The 19295-nt window shown below is 47.5% G+C and carries 18 protein-coding genes; 14 read left to right on the top strand and 4 right to left on the bottom strand.

Annotated features, from left to right (window positions below):
- The first annotated feature begins 275 nt into the window (after positions 1-275).
- From P401_RS0112040 to P401_RS0112030, 3 genes are read left to right on the top strand one after another with little or no spacing between them, the layout of a single operon-like run.
- Complete coding sequence (locus P401_RS0112040) at positions 276-1661, top strand: TcaA 3rd/4th domain-containing protein (RefSeq protein ID WP_029342666.1); 1386 nt, start codon at positions 276-278, stop codon at positions 1659-1661.
- Positions 1662-1681: 20 nt separating this feature from the next.
- Positions 1682-2104 (top strand): zinc ribbon domain-containing protein, encoded by a 423-nt coding sequence (locus P401_RS0112035; RefSeq protein ID WP_029342665.1) that lies wholly within the window; start codon positions 1682-1684, stop codon positions 2102-2104.
- Positions 2101-3831 carry a zinc ribbon domain-containing protein gene (locus P401_RS0112030; RefSeq protein ID WP_029342664.1) on the top strand — a complete coding sequence of 577 codons (1731 nt, stop codon included), beginning with the start codon at positions 2101-2103 and terminating at the stop codon, positions 3829-3831. Before P401_RS0112035 ends, P401_RS0112030 begins: the two co-directional genes overlap by 4 nt.
- 46 nt (positions 3832-3877) lie before the next feature.
- Here the strand turns inward: P401_RS0112030 and P401_RS0112025 are convergent, their stop codons facing one another.
- Complete coding sequence (locus P401_RS0112025; RefSeq protein ID WP_029342663.1) at positions 3878-4561, bottom strand: hypothetical protein; 684 nt, start codon at positions 4559-4561, stop codon at positions 3878-3880.
- Positions 4558-5298 (bottom strand): zinc ribbon domain-containing protein, encoded by a 741-nt coding sequence (locus tag P401_RS0112020; protein ID WP_029342662.1) that lies wholly within the window; start codon positions 5296-5298, stop codon positions 4558-4560. Before P401_RS0112020 ends, P401_RS0112025 begins: the two co-directional genes overlap by 4 nt.
- 84 nt (positions 5299-5382) lie before the next feature.
- Here P401_RS0112020 and P401_RS0112015 point away from each other — a divergent pair, with 84 nt between their 5' ends.
- The 7 genes from P401_RS0112015 to uhpT all read left to right on the top strand — a co-directional run bounded on the left by P401_RS0112015 (position 5383) and on the right by uhpT (position 13006).
- On the top strand, positions 5383-6600 hold the full coding sequence (locus tag P401_RS0112015; protein ID WP_029342661.1) for a hypothetical protein: 1218 nt from the start codon (positions 5383-5385) through the stop codon (positions 6598-6600).
- An 18-nt stretch (positions 6601-6618) separates the two neighbouring features.
- The gene (locus tag P401_RS0112010) at positions 6619-7524 is read left to right on the top strand and encodes a hypothetical protein (RefSeq protein ID WP_029342660.1); all 906 of its coding nucleotides are present in this window, start codon (positions 6619-6621) and stop codon (positions 7522-7524) included.
- 125 nt (positions 7525-7649) lie between these two features.
- Positions 7650-8321 (top strand): response regulator transcription factor, encoded by a 672-nt coding sequence (locus P401_RS0112005; RefSeq protein WP_029342659.1) that lies wholly within the window; start codon positions 7650-7652, stop codon positions 8319-8321.
- Positions 8318-9703, top strand: a complete 1386-nt coding sequence (locus tag P401_RS0112000) for a sensor histidine kinase (protein ID WP_029342658.1) — start codon at positions 8318-8320, stop codon at positions 9701-9703. The genes P401_RS0112005 and P401_RS0112000 overlap by 4 nt, the downstream gene beginning before the upstream one ends.
- Positions 9704-9798: 95 nt before the next feature.
- Complete coding sequence (locus P401_RS0111995; RefSeq protein ID WP_029342657.1) at positions 9799-10575, top strand: DUF3919 family protein; 777 nt, start codon at positions 9799-9801, stop codon at positions 10573-10575.
- Entirely contained in the window at positions 10572-11561 is a 990-nt protein-coding gene (locus tag P401_RS0111990) for an ABC transporter substrate-binding protein (RefSeq protein ID WP_051656300.1), read from the top strand. The genes P401_RS0111995 and P401_RS0111990 overlap by 4 nt, the downstream gene beginning before the upstream one ends.
- 35 nt (positions 11562-11596) lie before the next feature.
- Complete coding sequence (gene uhpT, locus P401_RS0111985) at positions 11597-13006, top strand: hexose-6-phosphate:phosphate antiporter (RefSeq protein WP_023469436.1); 1410 nt, start codon at positions 11597-11599, stop codon at positions 13004-13006.
- A gap of 44 nt (positions 13007-13050) precedes the next feature.
- Here the strand turns inward: uhpT and P401_RS0111980 are convergent, their stop codons facing one another.
- On the bottom strand, positions 13051-13497 hold the full coding sequence (locus P401_RS0111980; RefSeq protein WP_029342655.1) for a hypothetical protein: 447 nt from the start codon (positions 13495-13497) through the stop codon (positions 13051-13053).
- 204 nt (positions 13498-13701) lie between these two features.
- On the opposite strand from P401_RS0111980, the gene P401_RS0111975 reads away from it, so the two are divergent.
- The 3 genes from P401_RS0111975 to P401_RS0111965 all read left to right on the top strand — a co-directional run bounded on the left by P401_RS0111975 (position 13702) and on the right by P401_RS0111965 (position 17154).
- Positions 13702-15228 (top strand): FAD-dependent oxidoreductase, encoded by a 1527-nt coding sequence (locus tag P401_RS0111975; protein WP_029342654.1) that lies wholly within the window; start codon positions 13702-13704, stop codon positions 15226-15228.
- Positions 15229-15465: 237 nt separating this feature from the next.
- On the top strand, positions 15466-16485 hold the full coding sequence (desA, locus tag P401_RS0111970) for a Delta(5) desaturase DesA (protein ID WP_029342653.1): 1020 nt from the start codon (positions 15466-15468) through the stop codon (positions 16483-16485).
- Positions 16486-16641: 156 nt separating this feature from the next.
- Positions 16642-17154, top strand: coding sequence for a VanZ family protein (locus tag P401_RS0111965; RefSeq protein ID WP_029342652.1), 513 nt, complete (start codon positions 16642-16644; stop codon positions 17152-17154).
- Between the two features lie 53 nt (positions 17155-17207).
- On the opposite strand, the gene P401_RS0111960 is transcribed toward P401_RS0111965, so the two are convergent.
- A complete protein-coding gene (locus P401_RS0111960; RefSeq protein ID WP_133207773.1) occupies positions 17208-17402 on the bottom strand; it encodes a hypothetical protein in 195 nt (64 codons plus the stop codon).
- A 400-nt stretch (positions 17403-17802) separates the two neighbouring features.
- On the opposite strand from P401_RS0111960, the gene P401_RS0111955 reads away from it, so the two are divergent.
- Positions 17803-19242: an ankyrin repeat domain-containing protein gene (locus P401_RS0111955; protein WP_051656299.1), complete on the top strand. Its 1440-nt coding sequence runs from the start codon at positions 17803-17805 to the stop codon at positions 19240-19242.
- The last annotated feature ends 53 nt before the right edge of the window (positions 19243-19295 follow it).

Below are 19295 nucleotides of genomic sequence, written 5' to 3'. Positions count from 1 at the left end.
AAAAAATGGATAATTGAATATGTTTATAGGATATGAATTCCACCTAAGTTTATTCATTCATCAAGAGAACACTAGAGGGAAAGATAGCGTTTAATATGTATAAATCGTTTTTAGAATAAGTAAAAAAATCTTTTGAAATATTGATTTTAGTCAACAAGAAGTCTGAAAACAAAATTATTTTTACAAAAATAGTAAGTTTCGAGTAAACGTGTTATTATTTTCTATGGCTATTTTTTACTTAAATGAAATTAAAAAACAGAAGGAGAGTAGGACATATGGCATGTGTGAATTGTTCGGATGCTGCAAAACGTGGATTGAAATTTTGTCCGAGTTGCGGTGACGCCTTGGAACATCACGTAGAACACGCAAAACCTGTAGAAAAAGAACGCGACGTCAGACCTGTACGCTCTAAAAAAATGAGTAAGTCTGCAAAAGCCGTTCTTTTAACAGTTGGATTGTTGGTCGTAGCAGGTGGTGCCTATTATGGACTCGCGACACAATGGTTCACGGTCGAAGCGACGACGAATAAGGTCCGTGATGCGATTCGCTCTGGTGACGCTACATTACTCGCTGAGCATACGGAGTTCAACGGAAAACCGGTTGATCAGAAGATGGCGCAACGCTTTTTAGATGCCTTAAAAGAGACACCGGAACAAAAGAAATCATTCATGGATTATTTATTGATGGCCGGTGTGTCGATTCAAGCAGAAAACGAAAGTGATGTTCCTGGTCAAATCGTAGCGAGTGGTCGCCAGCTCGGGATCTTCAAGGATTATCGTCTGCGCCTCGATAGTGTGAAAACGGAAGTCATCAGTAATTTTAAAGGAACGAAGGTGACGCTCGTCAATCCGGTCGGAACGGAAAGTAGTAAAGCGTCGGCGGAGGGCATCATGATGGACGGCGTCTATCCAGGATTGACGGATGCCAAGATCGCGTATGATGGCGAATACGGAAAAGAGTCGAGCGATGTGACAATCAATCCGTTGACGCTTGACGCTGCAGATCGGAAATACGAAATCACTTTAAAAGGAAATGCGGTCGAACTCGACCAGACGTATCCGGATGCCTTTTTGATTGTTGATGGAAAATCGACATCAGAACGAGTATCAGATTTGAAGAACTATGGACCAATCCCGAAGAACGGTATTAAACTCTCGATTGAAAATTCATTCCCCTGGGGTGAGGAAACATCGGGTGAGGTTGTCGTCAAACCAGATACGAAAAAAGCGATGTTCACGTTCGAACCATCAGAAAACGTTTTGAACCAACTGCAAGAAGCCGTCGAGCAGCATGCTTCTGACTGGGTTGATGCGGCAACTTATCAAGATACAAGTTATTTCTCACTCGTTGATGATGCTTCCTATCTTGCGAAACAACAAAAGAACTATGACGATTGGAGCCGAAAGGACTTGGAGTGGGACGGAGAGTTCATGAATGCGTCGATTGATCGTCCCTCAGCTAAGTTCGTCGAATATGGGGATTCGGTAGGTATCGAAGTCATGGCGACAACCTATATTCGGGGTGAAATGTATACGCCTGATAGTGAATCGCCAGGAAAAACAACATCGAAGTCGCTCTTCCGCTACTTGTTCACGTATGAAAGTAGTGAGGATAGCTACGAGGAAAGTTTCAGGATTCAACAGGCAACGAGTATTAAATAAGAACAAGGGAGGCTACACAGATGATGGATTGGCAATCAGTCAGATCACGTTTTCAAGGGATGACAGCAAAAGAATTACAGGAGCAGGCGGAGCAAGCACGACGTGAAAAAGGACGCTTGCTGTACGAAATCGGAGAGCGTCATTACATGAAGCTGCGGAGCGAAGGGCATCGTCAAGAAATCGAGGACATTCTTGCACAAGAAGTACTCGTATTCGGTGCCTTGTCACGGATTGACGAGATGGAAGTCGAAGCTGCACAAAAGCAATGTAAGTCATGCCGGACGCCACTTGAGCCAGGCGCGAAGTTTTGTGGGAAATGCGGCACGTCCGTTCCACGTGAGAACGAACAAACGAAAGTCGCCTGTACGACATGTCATACACCACAACGTAATGATCAGCATTTCTGTACATGCTGCGGATCGGAAATGGGGCAACGCGTATGAAGTATTGTTCGACCTGTGGCCAAGCACATGCTCCACACGCCCAGTATTGCGAAGTAGACGGGACGTCGCTCGATAAGCAAGCCCGTCCGATTCGCTTCGAACAAGCTGCGCATTTTTGTGTCGGGTGTGGTACACAAATGGATGGTCGTGCGTCGTACTGTCCGAATTGTGGACATTCGCGCCTCATCGCTGCGACGTCAGAAGGCTCACTTGTAGATCGTCTTCCAGGTATGGACGACATTCGTAAGAAGTGGAAGTCGCAGGATTGGAACGTGAATCTCCCGTTGAAAGAGCGTGGACGCGCATTTATATCACGATTCGATTTCTCGTTTGGGAATCCGAGTCTTGCGATCGGTAGTATCGCTGCCATCATTTGTTTTGCTGCAATCGTCGTCTTATTGTTCGTCATGCTCGGTCTCCTCAGTGATAACCCGGCATTAGAAGGAATCAAGACTGTTCAACAAAACATGGGAGATGATTTTAGTACGTTCGGTATGTTCTTTTTCCTTGCTTTCGTTGCCCTTGCTGGTCTAAATCTCACATCAAGTGAAGACTTGAAATCACGCTTCCTTACAGAAGTGGTAGGCAACGATGCAGAACAGTTCTCTGATATTCAAAAAGCGATCGATCAACTTGATTTTCATATTTTCTCAGGACATTTCTTGCTGTCCTTACCGGGTCTGCTTCTATTGATTGGGAGTGCGTGGTTACTGGAACGAGGTGGTGTCATCGGAGTCAAGACGACATCGTGGAATGAGCGAATCGAACGTGCTGTCGTCTTTGCCCTGACATTATCGTTGATTACGCTGGTCGTCGGATTGTTTGCGACAGATTTCGGTATCTTCGATCTACATCTGGTCATAGGAATGCTTCGGATCTTCCTTCTAGCGCTCGCTGGTGTCCTTTTGTTCCAATTCATCGGTCAAACGGATCTGCGTAGTTCTTGGCAAGTCGGGCGGATCGCTGCGACGACGTTAATGAGCGTCTATTTGTTTGGTGTCCTGCTGACGTCATTCGGACAATTGTATTATCTAAACGAGCTCGATGAAATGGACGAAGTCGAATTTGGTGAATCAGCAAGCCTCGTTCTCTTGAGTGGTGCTTCTCCGCTTTACGCGATGTCGCAAGCGGGACAAGTCGATTTCAAGATGACCGTTTTGACGGAAGACTTCCGTTTAGGTGCGGCCTTATATGGCGAAGACCGTTTGAATGATCTGCAACGACCAGTGGAAGAAGCGGGAGAAGCTTCGAATCTGAGTCGGATTCAAGGAATCATCGGGAACCAGATTGAAAACGGAGAAGATCCAACACTCGATCCGAAAGTAACACGTTTTGATGAAACGGTAGATGTCGGGCTCTTAACACGCTTCGCTCAAATCGCGAATGCCTCCACTCCATTTGAAGAAGAGCAATTGCTCAGTTCAAGTGTTGCTCCTTACGGCTTGATTGCGCTTGTACTGATGTTCATCATCCATATCGGAATCGGATTCCGCTGGATTCGGACGTTACCGAATGTTGCGATTTATGCTGGGGTCTTCATGATTGGTGGACTCATTCTAGCGTACTTCACACAAACACGGTTTGAACTGCAATGGGATAACGATGTCCTAGCCGGTGTCGTCGTTTCTACTTTGACATGGTGGAATGCGTTCATGCTTTTCCTCTTCCCATTCCTCGGTGGATTAGTGGGATACGGATTGAACCGCTTCAAAGATACAAAAGGATGATTCCAAATAAAAACGCTTGTCTCCTTTTGCGAAGACAAGCGTTTTATCATAAGGATTGTTTAGTTGTTTGTTCAAATTCAATGTAAGAGTCTTTTTCGATACCAGAAGCACGGAATGTCAGACTCCCGTCTTCATTAAACCTGATTTCTAAAGATGACTCGTGAAAGTAGAGCATCAAGGTGTTGTCGGAATTGAAACGTCCGCTGTACGTATAGTCATCGAGCGGTTGTCCTTCATAATCACGGGCGTCATGAATCGTCAGTGTTGCCTCGCGATTCGGACGTGTCACGACATCGATCGTCGCATCCGTATAATCTTGCTCATATTCGCCTTGATCACTTGTCGAGTACGCATAGCTACCGGCTAAATCATTGAACGCTTTTTCGACTTTACCGAGTGTCCGGTGATAACGAGCCGCCTCGTTCGCGAGTGCTTTGTCACCGAACGTCTGGTTCATGACCCGTTCTGCGTAGCGAAGGGCATCTGTAGTCTGATTCATGAACAAGGCGGCTTCAAGGTCACGAAAAGCTTCCTGTTGTTGCGTCAGTGCGATGAGCCGTTTGTCCGTCGTACCTTCCGTACGCGCCTTCTCACGCCATTGTTGTTCATCGAAAAGATCTCCAGCCATTGTACTTTGAGCACTTTGCTTCAAGTAGAGATCTGCTGAATCGTTACTACAGCCACTTAGTACGATGGCTATGAAGAGGAGAGGAAGTACACGTGTCATCATGATGTAGTCTCCTTCTTGAAAGTTCGTTTGATCGAAGTAATGCTATATCGATCGTCTTGGAACGTGATCTCATATTCGACGATTGCACGATGCGAGGGCTGGTTCTCCATCTCGAAATCGTGTCGGTCGTATGTTTCCGTCGTCTCGACATGGAAGTGATTTTTATCGATGACTTTGACGGCATCGAACGTCATGTCTTGTAAGGCAACGTAACTCGTCGGATATTCTTCTGAAAAGGCAAGGCGATCGCCGAAATGTACGCGTTCATCTTCCGTCAAATCATCGTCTCCATAAAATAAGTCCGCATACGATATGTATTCGTCCATTGACGAATCATAATACTGCCAGTCATCGCCACCTTCGTTCTCAATCGAAGGAAGACGCTTGGCATAGGTACTGAGAAAGCGGTACAGGGAATCGGGTGATGCTGATTCAAAAGTGAGGTACTCCTCGAGTTCGTCGTCAGCTAACCTCGTCGCTGAGAAGCCTTGCGGCAAGACTTGATCGACATCTGCTGCGTCATGAGTCAGCTCACTCGTCTGAAACAATGGTTGTGCAGCTTGATATTTCAAATAACCGAAGGCACCTCCACCGATGCAAAGCAACAGAATCAGCAATCCGATGAACCACGCTTTTTTGGAGGAACGGGATTGCGTGTGACTATTTTTTTGACCACAAACTGGACAAAAGATCATCTGATCATTCATCGGAGTCTGGCAATTTGAACAATGTGACATAAAAGCACTCCTTTCTTATCTTCGTCATTATAATGTAAAATAAATATAAAAATAACAATTTTTTGAATAAAAGGAGAGGAAATCATGGATCCATACGAACGCCTAGGAATATCGCGTACCTCATCGATGAAAGAACTGGAACAAGCATACTCGGAAAAGCTTGAAGCACATCCGGAGGACTCCGAAGAACGGACGGAAATCGAGCGAGCGTACGTCGTCATAAAATACGAAAAGAAACAAAAGAACAAACGAAATAAACGAACGATTGGGATTGGAGCGCTCGTTCTGTTGCTCGCTGCAGGAGGCGGAACGTATTTCTTTTTAAATCAGGAAAAGACGCCTCAGGCGGTCGAACAGAAGAATCAGGACGCTTCGTTCGTCATTGGGGAAGAAGAGAAGGCAAGTCAGGAAAAATCAGAATCGACGGATACAACGAAAAAAACAGATTCGGAGGAACTGTCTAATCAGGATTATAAGGACGTCCAAGATATTTCAATGCTCTTTTTCCGGGAACTTGAAGATGCTTTGACAGAACGAAGTGTCAAAGGACTGTCCGTCAGTACAGACACATATAACCAGAACTTCCAAAAGAGTTTGGATGATTTAGTCACAGGTGGCTATATCTTTGACGGTGTACTGACGGTCAATGATATTCCTCAAAATGATATGACGATCAAAGGAGATAAGGCGACAGTCAAAGCGACGGTCGACTATTCCTCCCGGTCCTATCAGCCGTATCTGCACGAACGCCCCGAGGGTAGCACGATCGTCTGGGAACTAAGTCTTGTAAAGTCAGGTCAAGACTGGCTCGTCGATCAGCGGAAGTCGCTCTCGGATTCAGCGACAGGTAGAGGCATGGAAGTTCGAGAATCGGTTAAAGAAGATATCGTTGATACAGTGTATCAACATGCCAAAGAGTGGGAGCAGGCGTATATCGATAAAGATACGTCGGCGTTCACATTGTTTACATCATCTGCATACTTGAATAAGCAACAAGGCTACTACGCTAGCATGGACAAAAGGGGCGTCTATTGGGAAGGGTACTTGGACGAAGTCGAATATTCACCAGCATCTATCACTGTCAGTGAAGTCGCGACCAATCTGACCGCGACGGTCGAAGCACTTTGTTATTATGATGGAGATTATTTAAAAGAAGAAGACGGTTCACTTGCTGAAGAAAACCCAGGAAAAGACGTACCTTTCAAGTATTATTTGAAGTACAACCTGGATGACGAGCGCTGGTATATCACCGACTCGGAAGAACTGAAAACTTTCAGTCAAAACGATACGACGACATATTAATTGTAAGGAGGAGTTCAAATGAAAAAAGTAGTTATAGCAACAGCACTTGGTCTCATCATCAGTACACTACCAGTAGCAAGTGATTCGGTAGCAGCACTCAGTAAGACGGAAAAAACGATCGTTGATCGTCAACTCGCGGCGTTAAAGAAAAGTAAACTATCAGGTGGTTATAAACCGGTCGATGTCCGGTCTGTCTATCTACTAGGTGGCAAGTATCCTGAGACATTTACGTTGTATGAACGATTCAACTCGAACACATATATGAATGATGTCATCGGTAAAGCTCAGAAGTATGACGCGAAGAAGAAAAAATGGACAACGATCTATACGTATACAGATCGAGATACAGACTATTATGATGTCCGGGCGAAAGGAAAACTACTCGATACGAAAAAAGAACAGCTTGTCATCGGACCATCTGGTGGAAGCGGGGGTTACATCGTGCCGATCCTGATTGGTTCAACGGATGGTAAGATGATCAAAAAGATGTTCGAATCAAAAGAAGCATACCCGTTCGGTCGGGCGCTAATTAAAGATAAAAAACTCTATGTCGGTTCGATGACGATCGTTCATGATGTCTACTCCTACAACGGAAAGACACTGAAGCATCGAGTCGGTACAGGAGCGGATGACCGGATTGTTGCCGGGAAGGTCTCTAACTATATGACGCTCGATTATTATGGCGGTAGCACGCATCTGACGAGTGGCAAAACGATGACACTCAAAAAAGGGCAACGTTTCGGAATCGTTCGTAAATCGACGAAGGATACGAATCCATACGTCTATCGGGCATTTTCTTCAGGAGAAGGAAAGTTACAACTCGACGGATATGGATTTAAAGCGATTAAGACTGGCGTTGAAAAATGGCACTTCGAACCAGACGCATATAGTGATGCTATTACGATGAAGTTTACAGTGAAATAAGTACGAGCCAGTTCCTAGTTGTTGTAGGAACTGGCTTTTTTCGTTGTTCCTCTTATTATGGGATTGCAAACGATTTCATGATACGCTAGGGGACAGAAAAACCTGCCTAGAAAGAAGGAATTCCTATGCATATTCTTGTCATCGATGATGAGGCGAGCATCCGGCATCTCGTCAAACTGCAACTCGAGCTTGATGGTCAGACGGTCGAGACGGCAGCCGATGGAGCAGCAGCACTCGCCTTGCAGGCAACACAGACCTTTGATTTGATCGTCCTCGATTTGATGCTACCGGATACGACCGGTTTCGATTTGATTCCAAAACTTCGACAGACGACGCCTGACTTACCGATCTTGATGCTGACAGCACGTGATCAGATGAACGATAAAATCATCGGGCTGCAGCTCGGAGCGGATGACTATATGACCAAACCGTTTAACGGAACGGAGCTCGTCTTGCGTGTCAAAAATCTATTGAAACGCACGAAGGCGGTCGCGCCACCGGTACCTGTCGCAAGTGATCCATTCTTATCTGTTGATCCCGAAGAACGAGTCATTCGGCTCGACGGTCACCCGTTACCACTGACATACCGGGAGTATGCATTGCTCGCACTTTTCCTGACGCATCCGAAACGGGTCTTCGAGCGAGATGAACTGCTCGAACAAGTCTGGGGCTTTGACTTCTCGGGTCAGACCCGCGCCGTCGATATCATGGTCCAGCGCTTACGGAAGAAACTCGGAGCACAAGGCGAACGGATCAAGACGATTTACGGTGTTGGCTACAAGTGGGTCGACGCATGAAGCTACGTCAAGTCATCACGGAAAACTTCGTCTTGCTCCTCGTTCCGGCATCGCTCGTCCTCTTCTTGATTCTCTATGCCTTCATCCAATCGAACCTATACGAGAACGCCGTCGAGTCCGTCCAAAAACTAAGTCGGGAAGCGGATCTCTACACGATGAACTACCTCGCAAGTGAAGAGACGGACTCGCTCGCCGATACGGCAGTCCCGATCGCTTCCTATCTCGCAGACCGATTCGATGCGCGTGTCCAACTGTTTGGACCAAACGCAGAACTGCTCGCTGATTCGGAACGCGATCAATTGCCGCTACTCGCGGGAGACATCGATCAAGCGTTAAAAGGGAAGTCGAGTTATCTCTTTCTGAAAGAAACCGATGTTCCGGTGCTGTTCTTCTCGAGTCCGCTGTATGGCAAAACGGACGTCATCGGCTCGGTCCGTTTTCTTGTTGATCTGAGGACGGAAGCCGAACTGCTGCGGCAATTCACCTACGTTTTCACGGGCGTATTTCTGATCTTGATCGTGATTGCTGTTTGGACAGCGCGGCGGATGGCAAAGACGTTGATCGGGCCGATCGATGATTTACGGAGCGTCTCGCACGCCTTGACGAAAGGACACTATGCGCACGCGTTACCGACGTATCCATATGAGGAGTTGAACCGACTGGCGGCGGACTTCTCGACGCTTGCTGACGCAATCCAGCACAACATTGGACAGCTCGAACAACAACGAAGCGACCAACAGACGTTCATCGATCACATCACCCATGAACTCCGGACACCGATGACGGCGATCATGGGCTATGTCGAATTGATCCCCAAGCTGCCGCCGGATGAAGCGGCGCACTGTTATCACTACATCGAAGTCGAGAGCCAGCGCTTGTTACGACTCGTCTCGCATAATCTCGAACAGGCGAAACAACAACGCAACGAACGCCACGTGACGTCGACGATGTTCGCGCTCGACACCTTGCTCGCAGACGCCTTATTCATCATGCAATTGCGTCTTGGTGGACAAGGAATTCAAGTTGAACAGGATGTTCCGCCGATCTACGTGCTCGGGCAACCGGATCAGACGAAACAAGTCTTATTGAACCTTCTTGAGAATGCCGTCAAATACAGTGACGCGATGTCGGTGACGTTTTCGACCGTCAGTACGGATACGACCCTTCAACTCATCATGACGGATGACGGAATCGGCGTTGATCCAGCAGTGCTTGCCGAATGGGAGAAGGAGCAACATAGTCTGACGACGGCGAGTGGGAATGGACTCGGTCTACCGCTCTGTCGGCGTCTGATGCAGGAACAAGGTGGCGATTTTGCACTTGAAAGTGATGTAAGCGGAACACGTATCACATTGACCTTCCGATTAGCGAATCAGACATGATGTAATCGCTTACAAATGATACATTTACGAAACAATTCGACCGGATTTACGAAACAATTGCCACGTAATCTAAGAATCAAGCAAGGAGAGGAATCATGAAAGCATCGACCATCGCTTATCTCTTCCTGATGGGCATCTTGTTTGCCCTCGGTCTTCTTTTGCTTCAGCAGACGGTCTTCGGACGCTTACACGTCCTCGATGGACCGAAACGACTGAATGCTTCCGATGACTCACTCCCGACCGAGTTGACGTTACGTCACCGGGCATGGGGGGAGCAGACGGTAGAAGACGGAACGGAAGTCCAGCGCATCACGACGCTATTGAAGCAAATGAAGACGGTGACAAACGGAACCTGTCCGGCAGGAACGGCGACATTTAACGGGACGCTCCGTTTCTTAAACGGAACGACGTGGACGTTCTCCCTCGGGGAAAGCATGACGCTAAATGGAAAATGTGTCGCAAAACGTCCTAGCACTCAAACGACGTCACTGAAAGCACGATTCTTAAACGCCTATCACGAACCGGAACAGCTCGCGCGTCAGTTCGCCGAGGCGGAAGTCGTGACCGTGTATGCAGCAGGACGATCTCGTTCTTTGACTGCACGTGAGCGAGAAGACGTCAAGCGTCGCCTGGGGCAAGCGGAGCCGATGACGGACTATGAAGAAGTCGGTCAAGCACTCGATGCCAGTCAGGGACAGCCGCGCATTCTCAAGCTCCAGCGGTTCAAGAATGAGCAGAACAAGCGTGCCAACTTAATGAATATTACTGTGTATGAGACATTGTTCAGCGTCCAGTACATGGATGATGACAATGGAAACACCTTCTATTTAAAAGGACAACTCCTGCCGACCGGGAAGGAGGCAAATCGATGAGAAAAGGAATGCTCTTCTTGCTGAGTATCATTTGTCTCATGAGCATTTGGATCGTCCGCAACAATGAACAGACGAAGCAGGGAACAGCTGCGCGGGAAACCGTTCCGCATTTGACGGCGTATGTCTCTGCGAAAGAGGATATCGGTCGCGCCTTGCTGTCATCATATTGTGAACAAGCTGGCTGTACGTACGAGTTCGTCCGCCTCTCGACGGAAGAACTCGTCCGGCGTGTGACGAAGGAAGCGGATCATCCGCGCGCCGACGTCATCATCGGTGGAACGTGGGATGCCCACCAGACGCTCAAGCAACGCGGGTTGTCGACACCGTTCCCGAGCGACATGGATCAAGCGGAACTACAGGATCCGGATCGCTACTGGATCGGCTACGAAGTCGAACGCCTCGCAATCGTCATCAATACGGACGTCTGGAACAACCGATTCGGGGCGGCACCGTATCCGAAGACGCTCGCTGACTTGACAGCGAAACGGTATCAGGACGAGTTAATTTTGCCGGATCCGAACCATTCCGGTACCGGTGCGACGATCCTGCAAGCGATCTTTGACGGATACGGAACAAAGTCGGAAGGTGTCTTACGCGAGCTAATCGAGCGAACGCGACTATTCACGGCGAACGGTTTTGCACCGACGTCGTACGTCGCCAGTGGGGAAGCGATGCTTGGGGTCAATTTCATCGGGGATCAACAATCGCTACGCGAAAAGTATTATCCGGTCAAAAGCATCCCACTCGATACGTACTCGATCAACGCGATCTCAAAGCTGAAAGGACGGACGCAACAAAAGCAGGCGAATGCCTTCATGCGTTTCGTACTCTCGGCGGACGGTCAGGCGATTCTGAGGAAAGTCTCGTTCGGTACGCCGACCTATGCGATCGCGAAGACACAACCGATCCAGCAGAACGTCGGGCAGGACATCGTCGCCGATTACCGGGACTACCTCCGTCGATTCAATCAGCTCCAGGACAAATGATGCGAAGACTCTGATTCAGATAGGGGAAATGGAAGATAGGCTTCTTCAGCATCAAAAAATTGCCGAATGCCGGCATACCAATCGAAGTACAACGGAAACAATGGTTACAGCAATTCTTAAAGGCATTCTTAGTCGTCTTCTTCTCATATATGGCGATGTATCTCATCCGAAACAACTTCAAGGCAGCGCAACCGCTCTTGAAAGAGGAACTAGGTTTTACGACGACGGAACTCGGTTATATCGGCTTCGCCTTCTCGATTACATACGGAATCGGGAAAACATTGCTCGGCTACTTCGTTGACGGGAAAAATACGAAACGCGTCATCTCGTTCTTATTGATTCTCTCTTCTTTGATCGTCACCGCGATGGGACTCTTGATGAGTGCCGGCGGAAGTCCGGTCGGTTTATTGATGGTTTTATGGGGACTCAGTGGGTTCTTCCAATCGGTCGGGGGACCGTCGTCGTATTCGACGATCGCCCGTTGGACACCGTTTGAAAAACGTGGGCGCTACCTCGGCTTCTGGAACGTCTCGCACAACATCGGTGGAGCAATTGCCGGTGGTCTCGCACTGTGGGGAGCGAACGTCTTCTTCAACGGAAGTGTCGTTGGGATGTTCATCTTCCCAGCTGCGATCGCGCTCGTCATCGGAATCGTCGGTCTGTTCATCGGGAAGGATGATCCGGAGGAACTCGGGTGGAATCGGAGTGAAGAAATCTTCGAGGAACCGATCGAACCGGAAAACATCGCTGCTGAAAGTATGACGAAATGGCAAATCTTCAAAACGTACGTCATCTCGAACCCATGGATCTGGACGCTCTGTATCGCGAACGTCTTCGTTTACATCGTCCGGATCGGGATTGATAACTGGGCGCCGCTCTACGTCACGGAACACTTGCACTTCAGCACGGAGAGTGCTGTCAATACGATCTTCTTCTTTGAGATCGGCGCATTATGCGGCAGTATGATTTGGGGTTACGTGTCCGATTTACTGAAAGGACGCCGGGCGCTCGTCGCAGCGATCTGTCTCTTACTGACGGCCGTCGCGGTCCTCGGTTATCGTTACGGGACGAGTGAACTTATGATTTACGCGTCACTATTTGCACTCGGTGCGCTCATCTACGGACCACAGCTCTTGATCGGTGTCTCGGTCATCAGCTTCGCACCAAAACAAGCGACGACGGTCACGAACGGGATGGTCGGTACGTTCGGTTACTTGTTCGGTGATTCAATCGCAAAAGTCGGTCTAGCGAAAATCGCTGATCCGGAAACGAACGGTCTAACAATTGGTTCGGTTACGTTACACGGCTGGAGCGACACGTTTGTCATCTTCAATGCAGCATTACTCTTTGGTTTGATCGCCCTTGCGATCGTCGCTGTCGTCGAGGAGAAAAAGATTCGTCGCCTCGGACTGCTGGAGCGTCAAGCGGATAAGTTGAGTTCGTAACAGACACGAGCACCCTCGCCTTATTTAGGAGAGGGTGCCCTTTTTTAATGAGACAAATAAGCAAGCAGAAAACCTTCTTCCAGTTTAACGTGACGAATCGAGCGGTAACGGGCATGACGGAAAGGAAAATAGAAGGAGAAATCGACAGTCAAGAGTCGGTTTTCATAACGCAGATAAGGTGGACGAATGAGGTAGGTTTCATTAAAGGATTCGGTATCGTGAGGACAGACGTCAAAGACTTCGAATGTGATGGTACGTTTATCGACTGCCCGCAATTGGAGCGTCAATTCGACAGGTAAGTCGCGCTCTAGACCATAACGTGTCAACGGTACGGAGGCTTGAAGGTGAAGGTGAGTTGGTCGAATCGTGACACAGATATCTGTCAGCTCTGGAATTTCCTTTGTCAGCACACTTGCAAGGTCGTATTCATCAATACTTGTTGCAAGCGTAAAACGACGAAAGGTCTCAATTATATGGCGCCCCAGTTTCATGAAGTAAACTCCTCTCTTATGATTCTTAACCTTAGTATAACTGAATTATAACCTAATTATTCCATATTATCTTTTACTAAAGTAAATTAATCCCTATGAATTAGAGCTTCTTTTTAAAAACAATATGATTTACGCATGTTTTTGTATCGTTCAGGGAACGATTAAGCATGTCGATCTGTTGTATTTTTTGAAAGGAGTTTTTTGATGCCTTACTTATCTGGATTTCCATCATCTTATTGGAAACAAAGTGCCCCTGCTACTTCCTATCCAGCTTTGAATCAAGATGCCAAGCATGATGTCGTCATCATCGGGGCTGGGATTGCTGGACTTGTCACAGCGATGCAATTGACGGAACGGGGATACGACGTCGCCGTGATCGAAGCAGGCGACGTCGCTGCCGGCACGACGGGTTATACGACGGCTAAAGTTTCCTCACAGCACGGTTTGATCTATGACACGCTGATCCGAACCGTCGGCGAGGAATCAGCAAGGCTCTATTATGAAGCGAACGAAGAAGCAATCACGTTTTTACGTCATCAAGTGGAACGGCTCGATATTGGCTGTGAACTTGAAAGGCAAGACGCCTATCTCTACGTTGCGAACTCAAAAGAGCAAGCGATGGAACGAGAAGTCCGTGCCTATGAACGCTTAGGGTTGAACGGTGGCGAGGCGACGGAAGAAGTCCGAAGTAAGTTGCCGTACGATGTCAAACGAGCGGTCGTCCTGCGCGATCAAGCGCAGTTCCATCCTGTGAAATATCTTCAAGGTCTTGCGGAACAAATCGTCCACCAAGGTGGGAAGTTGTATGAACAGACACGTGCCGTATCGCTCGAGTCGAACCGGACGCCAACTGTCATCCTTGAGAACGGTCACCGGATCGAGGCGAAGAAGGTCGTCATCGCGACCCATTTTCCGTTTCATGACTTCAAAGGCTTGTATTTTTCAAAACTCGAAGTCCATCGCTCGTATATCGTATCGGGTCATGTCGACGAGACGTTTCCGGACGGAATGTTCATAAGTGCTGATCAACCGAGTCGTTCTTTGCGTCACGCGCGGACAGAGGACGGTCGTCTGCTTGGTCTGTTCGGTGGTGAGAATCATTTATCCGGTCACGAGACAGAAACGATGCAACGGTATGAGCATCTTGCTGACTTTGCGAGAAGTGAGTTTCATGTCGAGTCGTTCGAACAATTCTGGTCAGCGCAAGACTTGATCACGCTCGATAAGATTCCCTATATCGGACAGATGACAGCGGGTGATCCGAACGTGTTTGTTGCGACCGGCTTCGCGAAGTGGGGGATGACGAACGGTATCGCAGCCGGACTATTGTTGAGCGATTTATTGACGGGAACACCAAATCGTTTTCGTCATTTATTTGATCCGAACCGTTCGAAGCTAAAGACGAAGGATGCGACTCAGTTCGTCAAGAACAACGCGGACGTTGCGATCGAGCTCGTCAAAGGGAAGCTGACGAAAGCAAGTCGTCGTGCTGACGAGTTACAGCCGGACGAAGGAGGACTCATCACCCATCATGGCAAGACGGTCGGTGGATACCGGGATCCGGAAGGGAACCTTCATCTCGTCTCGACGACTTGTACCCATATGGGATGCGATACGAAATGGAATAAAGCAGAACGGTCATGGGATTGTCCGTGTCATGGTTCACGATTTGGTCCGACAGGAGAGGTACTAGAAGGACCAGCCGTCAACCCACTCAAATCAATCGATTAAGCAGAGGCACTTGTCTCTGCTTTTTTTTTTTATTTTAAAAATAATCCGGAGTCGATTTATAATATGTGATATAATTACCTGGTAACAAAAATATTTTAGCGCTAAACAATTAGAGTGCCGCTTTTGAATCGTGTTGTAGAGGCACCGTCACGACCACTGCTCACTGGTTTCATATTTAGTTTCACTATTTTACTTAGCGTCGTGAACGCTGAAACAACCCGAGGAGGAAGCACCACTATGAGTAAAGAAAAGATTGCCCAGCTGCGCAAACATGTGTCGCCGTTTGAAAAGGCAGACATCAAAGCCAGCGTCCGGCAGATGATCAACACGATCCTGCCATTTCTCGTCCTATGGTTTCTGGCATATCAGGCCCTGAAGCTATCTGTGTTTCTCGCGATTCCTTTGGCGATCCTCGCTGCTGGATTCGTCGTCCGGATGTTCATTATCTTCCATGACTGTACGCACGGTTCATTCTTCAAGAATAAGAAGGCGAATGCTATCGTCGGTACGATCACCGGGATTTTGACGTTATTCCCGTATGAGAAATGGAAGCGAGAGCATTCGATTCACCACGCATCAAGTGGAAATCTCGATAAGCGTGGTGTCGGTGACATCTGGGTCATGACGATTGAGGAGTACATCGAAGCGTCACGCTTCACACGTCTCAAGTATCGTCTGTACCGGAACCCACTCGTCATGTTTGGTCTTGGACCGCTCTTATTGATTCTCGTCTCGAGCCGCTTCAACCGGAAGGATGCTCGCAAAAAAGAACGAGTCAACACACATGTCATCAATGCGTCGCTTATCGTCCTGTACGGTATCCTGATTTACTTCATCGGCTGGCAAGCCTTCTTGATCATCCAAGGAACGACGATGTTCACAGCAGGCGTACTTGGAATCTGGTTATTCTACGTTCAACACACGTTCGAAGACTCGTACTTCGAGGATGAAAGTGAATGGGATTACGTCAAGGCGGCAATCGAAGGTAGTTCGTATTACGAGTTGCCGAAGGTCTTGCAATGGGTGACAGGAAACATCGGCTTCCACCACGTCCACCATCTCAGCCCACGTGTTCCGAACTATCATCTCGAAAAAGCACACGTCTCGACGCCACCGCTTCAGAAGGCGACGAAGATTGGTTTATTCTCGAGTCTGAAGTCGCTTCGCTATAAACTATACGATGCGAAGAACAGAACGTTCGTGACGTTCCATGACATCAAACACCTCTTACGCGAACCGAAGACGTCATCGTTGTAAGGAACTGTACCTCGTCCACTTGGACGAGGTGTTTTTTGTTGTGTTTGAAGCAAAAGAGGGAATCAACAAGAAATGAGAGTAAGATAAGTCCGCCTTTTGACGTATGTTCACGATGAGCATCCATGGTAGGATGTACAATAGAAAGGAGAGTGCATGATGCGCCGAATACCCATTTCCGTTTATATAGGAGGAGCCATCTTACTTTCCTTATTCGTCTTCAGCTCGATGACGTACCAGCAACAATCTTTGATTCCGTTTTTGACACAACATATCCCACTCGACTGGGTTTATGCGTTTTCCTTCGTGTCGTTCCATTATGAAGTTCCAATTAGTGTCGCGTCGCTTGGACCTGCAGCGTTCCTTGAGTTTTTCATTCGAAAGGGGATGCACGCTGGATTGTTCTTCATTCTTGGAATCAGCATCGTATATTTCTTACGTGGACGAGGATACGCAGCATTACCAGCTGCCTTCTTTGCCTTTACGGCAGCGATGACGATTGGTGTCATGGATGAGTTCCATCAGCAATTGACGGGTGGACGAACACCGCTTGTAGGCGATGTATTGATCGATGGCAGTGGTGCATTGATTGGCATCGTATTGTACACAGCGATTCGTCTTTACTTAAAAGCTGATCGAATCGTGCGGGAGCAAGAACAACAGCATGCATGAAAATAACCCATCGTCTCAATCATCATGACTGAGGCGATGGGTTATTTTAGCGATTAGAACCGTTGTACCCATTCAATCTTATACTGAGTACGTCCGAATTCTTTTCTTAACATGTTGTCTGCTTTCTTTCGTGCTGCCGTGTGATCGCCTGCCCGGATGTTGAGTCGATCCGTATCAACGATCTCATCTCCGCGTAATACTTGATACTGGACGGTATAGTCCTTTTTTATTAAATTAAATAAACCCAAGAAAACCACTCCCATATTCTTCTTCCTATTAGTTATTATATGGTATTGCAAATTTTTCTGCAATCAAAAAAAGTGACTTTTGTCCTACCTATCAATAAAAAAATAGTGGTTCGAACGACAGGTTGCTTTATTATGAGAATTGCGTATGAATGCTGAAAAATCAACAAAAATCGCTCTAAAATAGAATATGCGAAATTTTATTCCATATATAATGAATAATCAGGAAAAAAAGTTACGTTATCAAAGAATAGGTGAAAATATAAGTTATCTGAATATTCTTTTGGTATGTCAGGAAAGGATTCCCTTGGAACTTCGAGGGAATAACCGTTAAGATAAGAAGGAAGAGAAAACGGTGAATTACGTGATAGGTGAATTACGTGATAGATGAGGGAGATGACGTATGGAGCAGGAGACGAAAGAACGGATTGATCCCGCGCACCGGATCAGAAGAGCGGTGACCCGCAAAGAGACCGTCTACTTTAGTTTGTTGTTAAGCATCGCCATTTTGACAGTGGGTGGCATCATTGGGTTAGTGTTTGAAACAGGGCAGCCCGGTATTTATGTGATGGTGGGTCTTGTGATCCTATTGTTAATACTCTGGCTACGGCAATGGCAACGGGTCTCCCGGATTCGAAGTGAAGGAGTTCGCTTGAGTGCCGAGCAGTTTCCAGAGTTGTTCGAGCAAATCCGTATACATACAGAACAGTTGCAACTATGGCGGATGCCAGAAATCTATTTCCAAGATGACGTAAAACGACCGCACGTCATTGGCCTATTCCAAAAGTATTTGATTGTCCTACCGACGTCGTATCTAGAATTGACAGAGATTCGTCGTTTCCGATTGTTACTTGAACTGGCACGAATCAAACGGAACCATCAGGAAAAGCAAATCTTACTATGGATTGGCAGTTGGATTCCGTTTTTACGTCCGGCTTACATGAGGGCATGTGCTCGGACCCGTCACCAGATGGTCCTACCACTTGTTTCGCCCTTATACGCGCGACAAGCCATGTTTGAGGATGTGCTCGGACCAACACTTCTAGCAACGACAGATACAGCTATCTACGTCGAGGAGAAACGGCAACAACGGACGTTTTCTATATTATTGTATGAAGCGTTACGAACCGAACTTTCTTTACTCGAAAGGTTGCACTTAACGGGTGAGCCAATCGAACGTCCGCGCCCACTCTTTCGATATGGTCAAGGCTTCGTCGTCGCAGGTAGCATTCTAATGGCAATATTCCTCGTTAGCACGACGGCAGGTATGCTGTTAGACGAAGGGGCGATTGAGGCAAAAAAAGAAACGAGTGACGAGAACGTCACGACGAAGACGAATGGTCAGGATCTCAACGAGACGGAGTTGATGGCAGCGATTCAAAAAGGGAAGCTCGAAGACATACATCGACTGATTCCGGAAAGTGATATGAAGGCAGTCGATGCCGATGGCGATACGGCGTTGCATTATCTCGGGTACCGGAAATCGAGCACAGGACTCGAATCGGTCTTTAAGGAATTGCTTGCAGCAGGCAGTGATGTCGATGCTGTCAATGAGTTCGGCGAACGACCGTTCATTACGGCAGTCTTTAGTAACAACGATGAACTCGTCGACCTATACTTGAAGCGAGGCGAAATGGTCAATCAACAAGATGCCGACAAGTTCACGCCTCTTCATCATGCTGTTGAAGGGGAAGGGAAAGAGACCGTCAAGCTCTTACTCGAGCACGGCGCTGATCCGTCGATCAAAAACGCGGATGGCTTTACGCCACTTATGTTGGCACAAGAGTATGAACTCGATGAAATCATTGAGCTGTTGAAGCAAAACTCAGCGCAGACACTATAACATAACAACCGCAGGCGTTCTCGAACGAATCGAGAAGACCTGCGGTTGTTTTT

The sequence above is a fragment of the Exiguobacterium acetylicum DSM 20416 genome (genome assembly GCF_000702605.1).
Classification (GTDB): Bacteria; Bacillota; Bacilli; order Exiguobacteriales; family Exiguobacteriaceae; genus Exiguobacterium_A; species Exiguobacterium_A acetylicum.
This window is presented reverse-complemented; position numbering and strand designations above follow the sequence as displayed.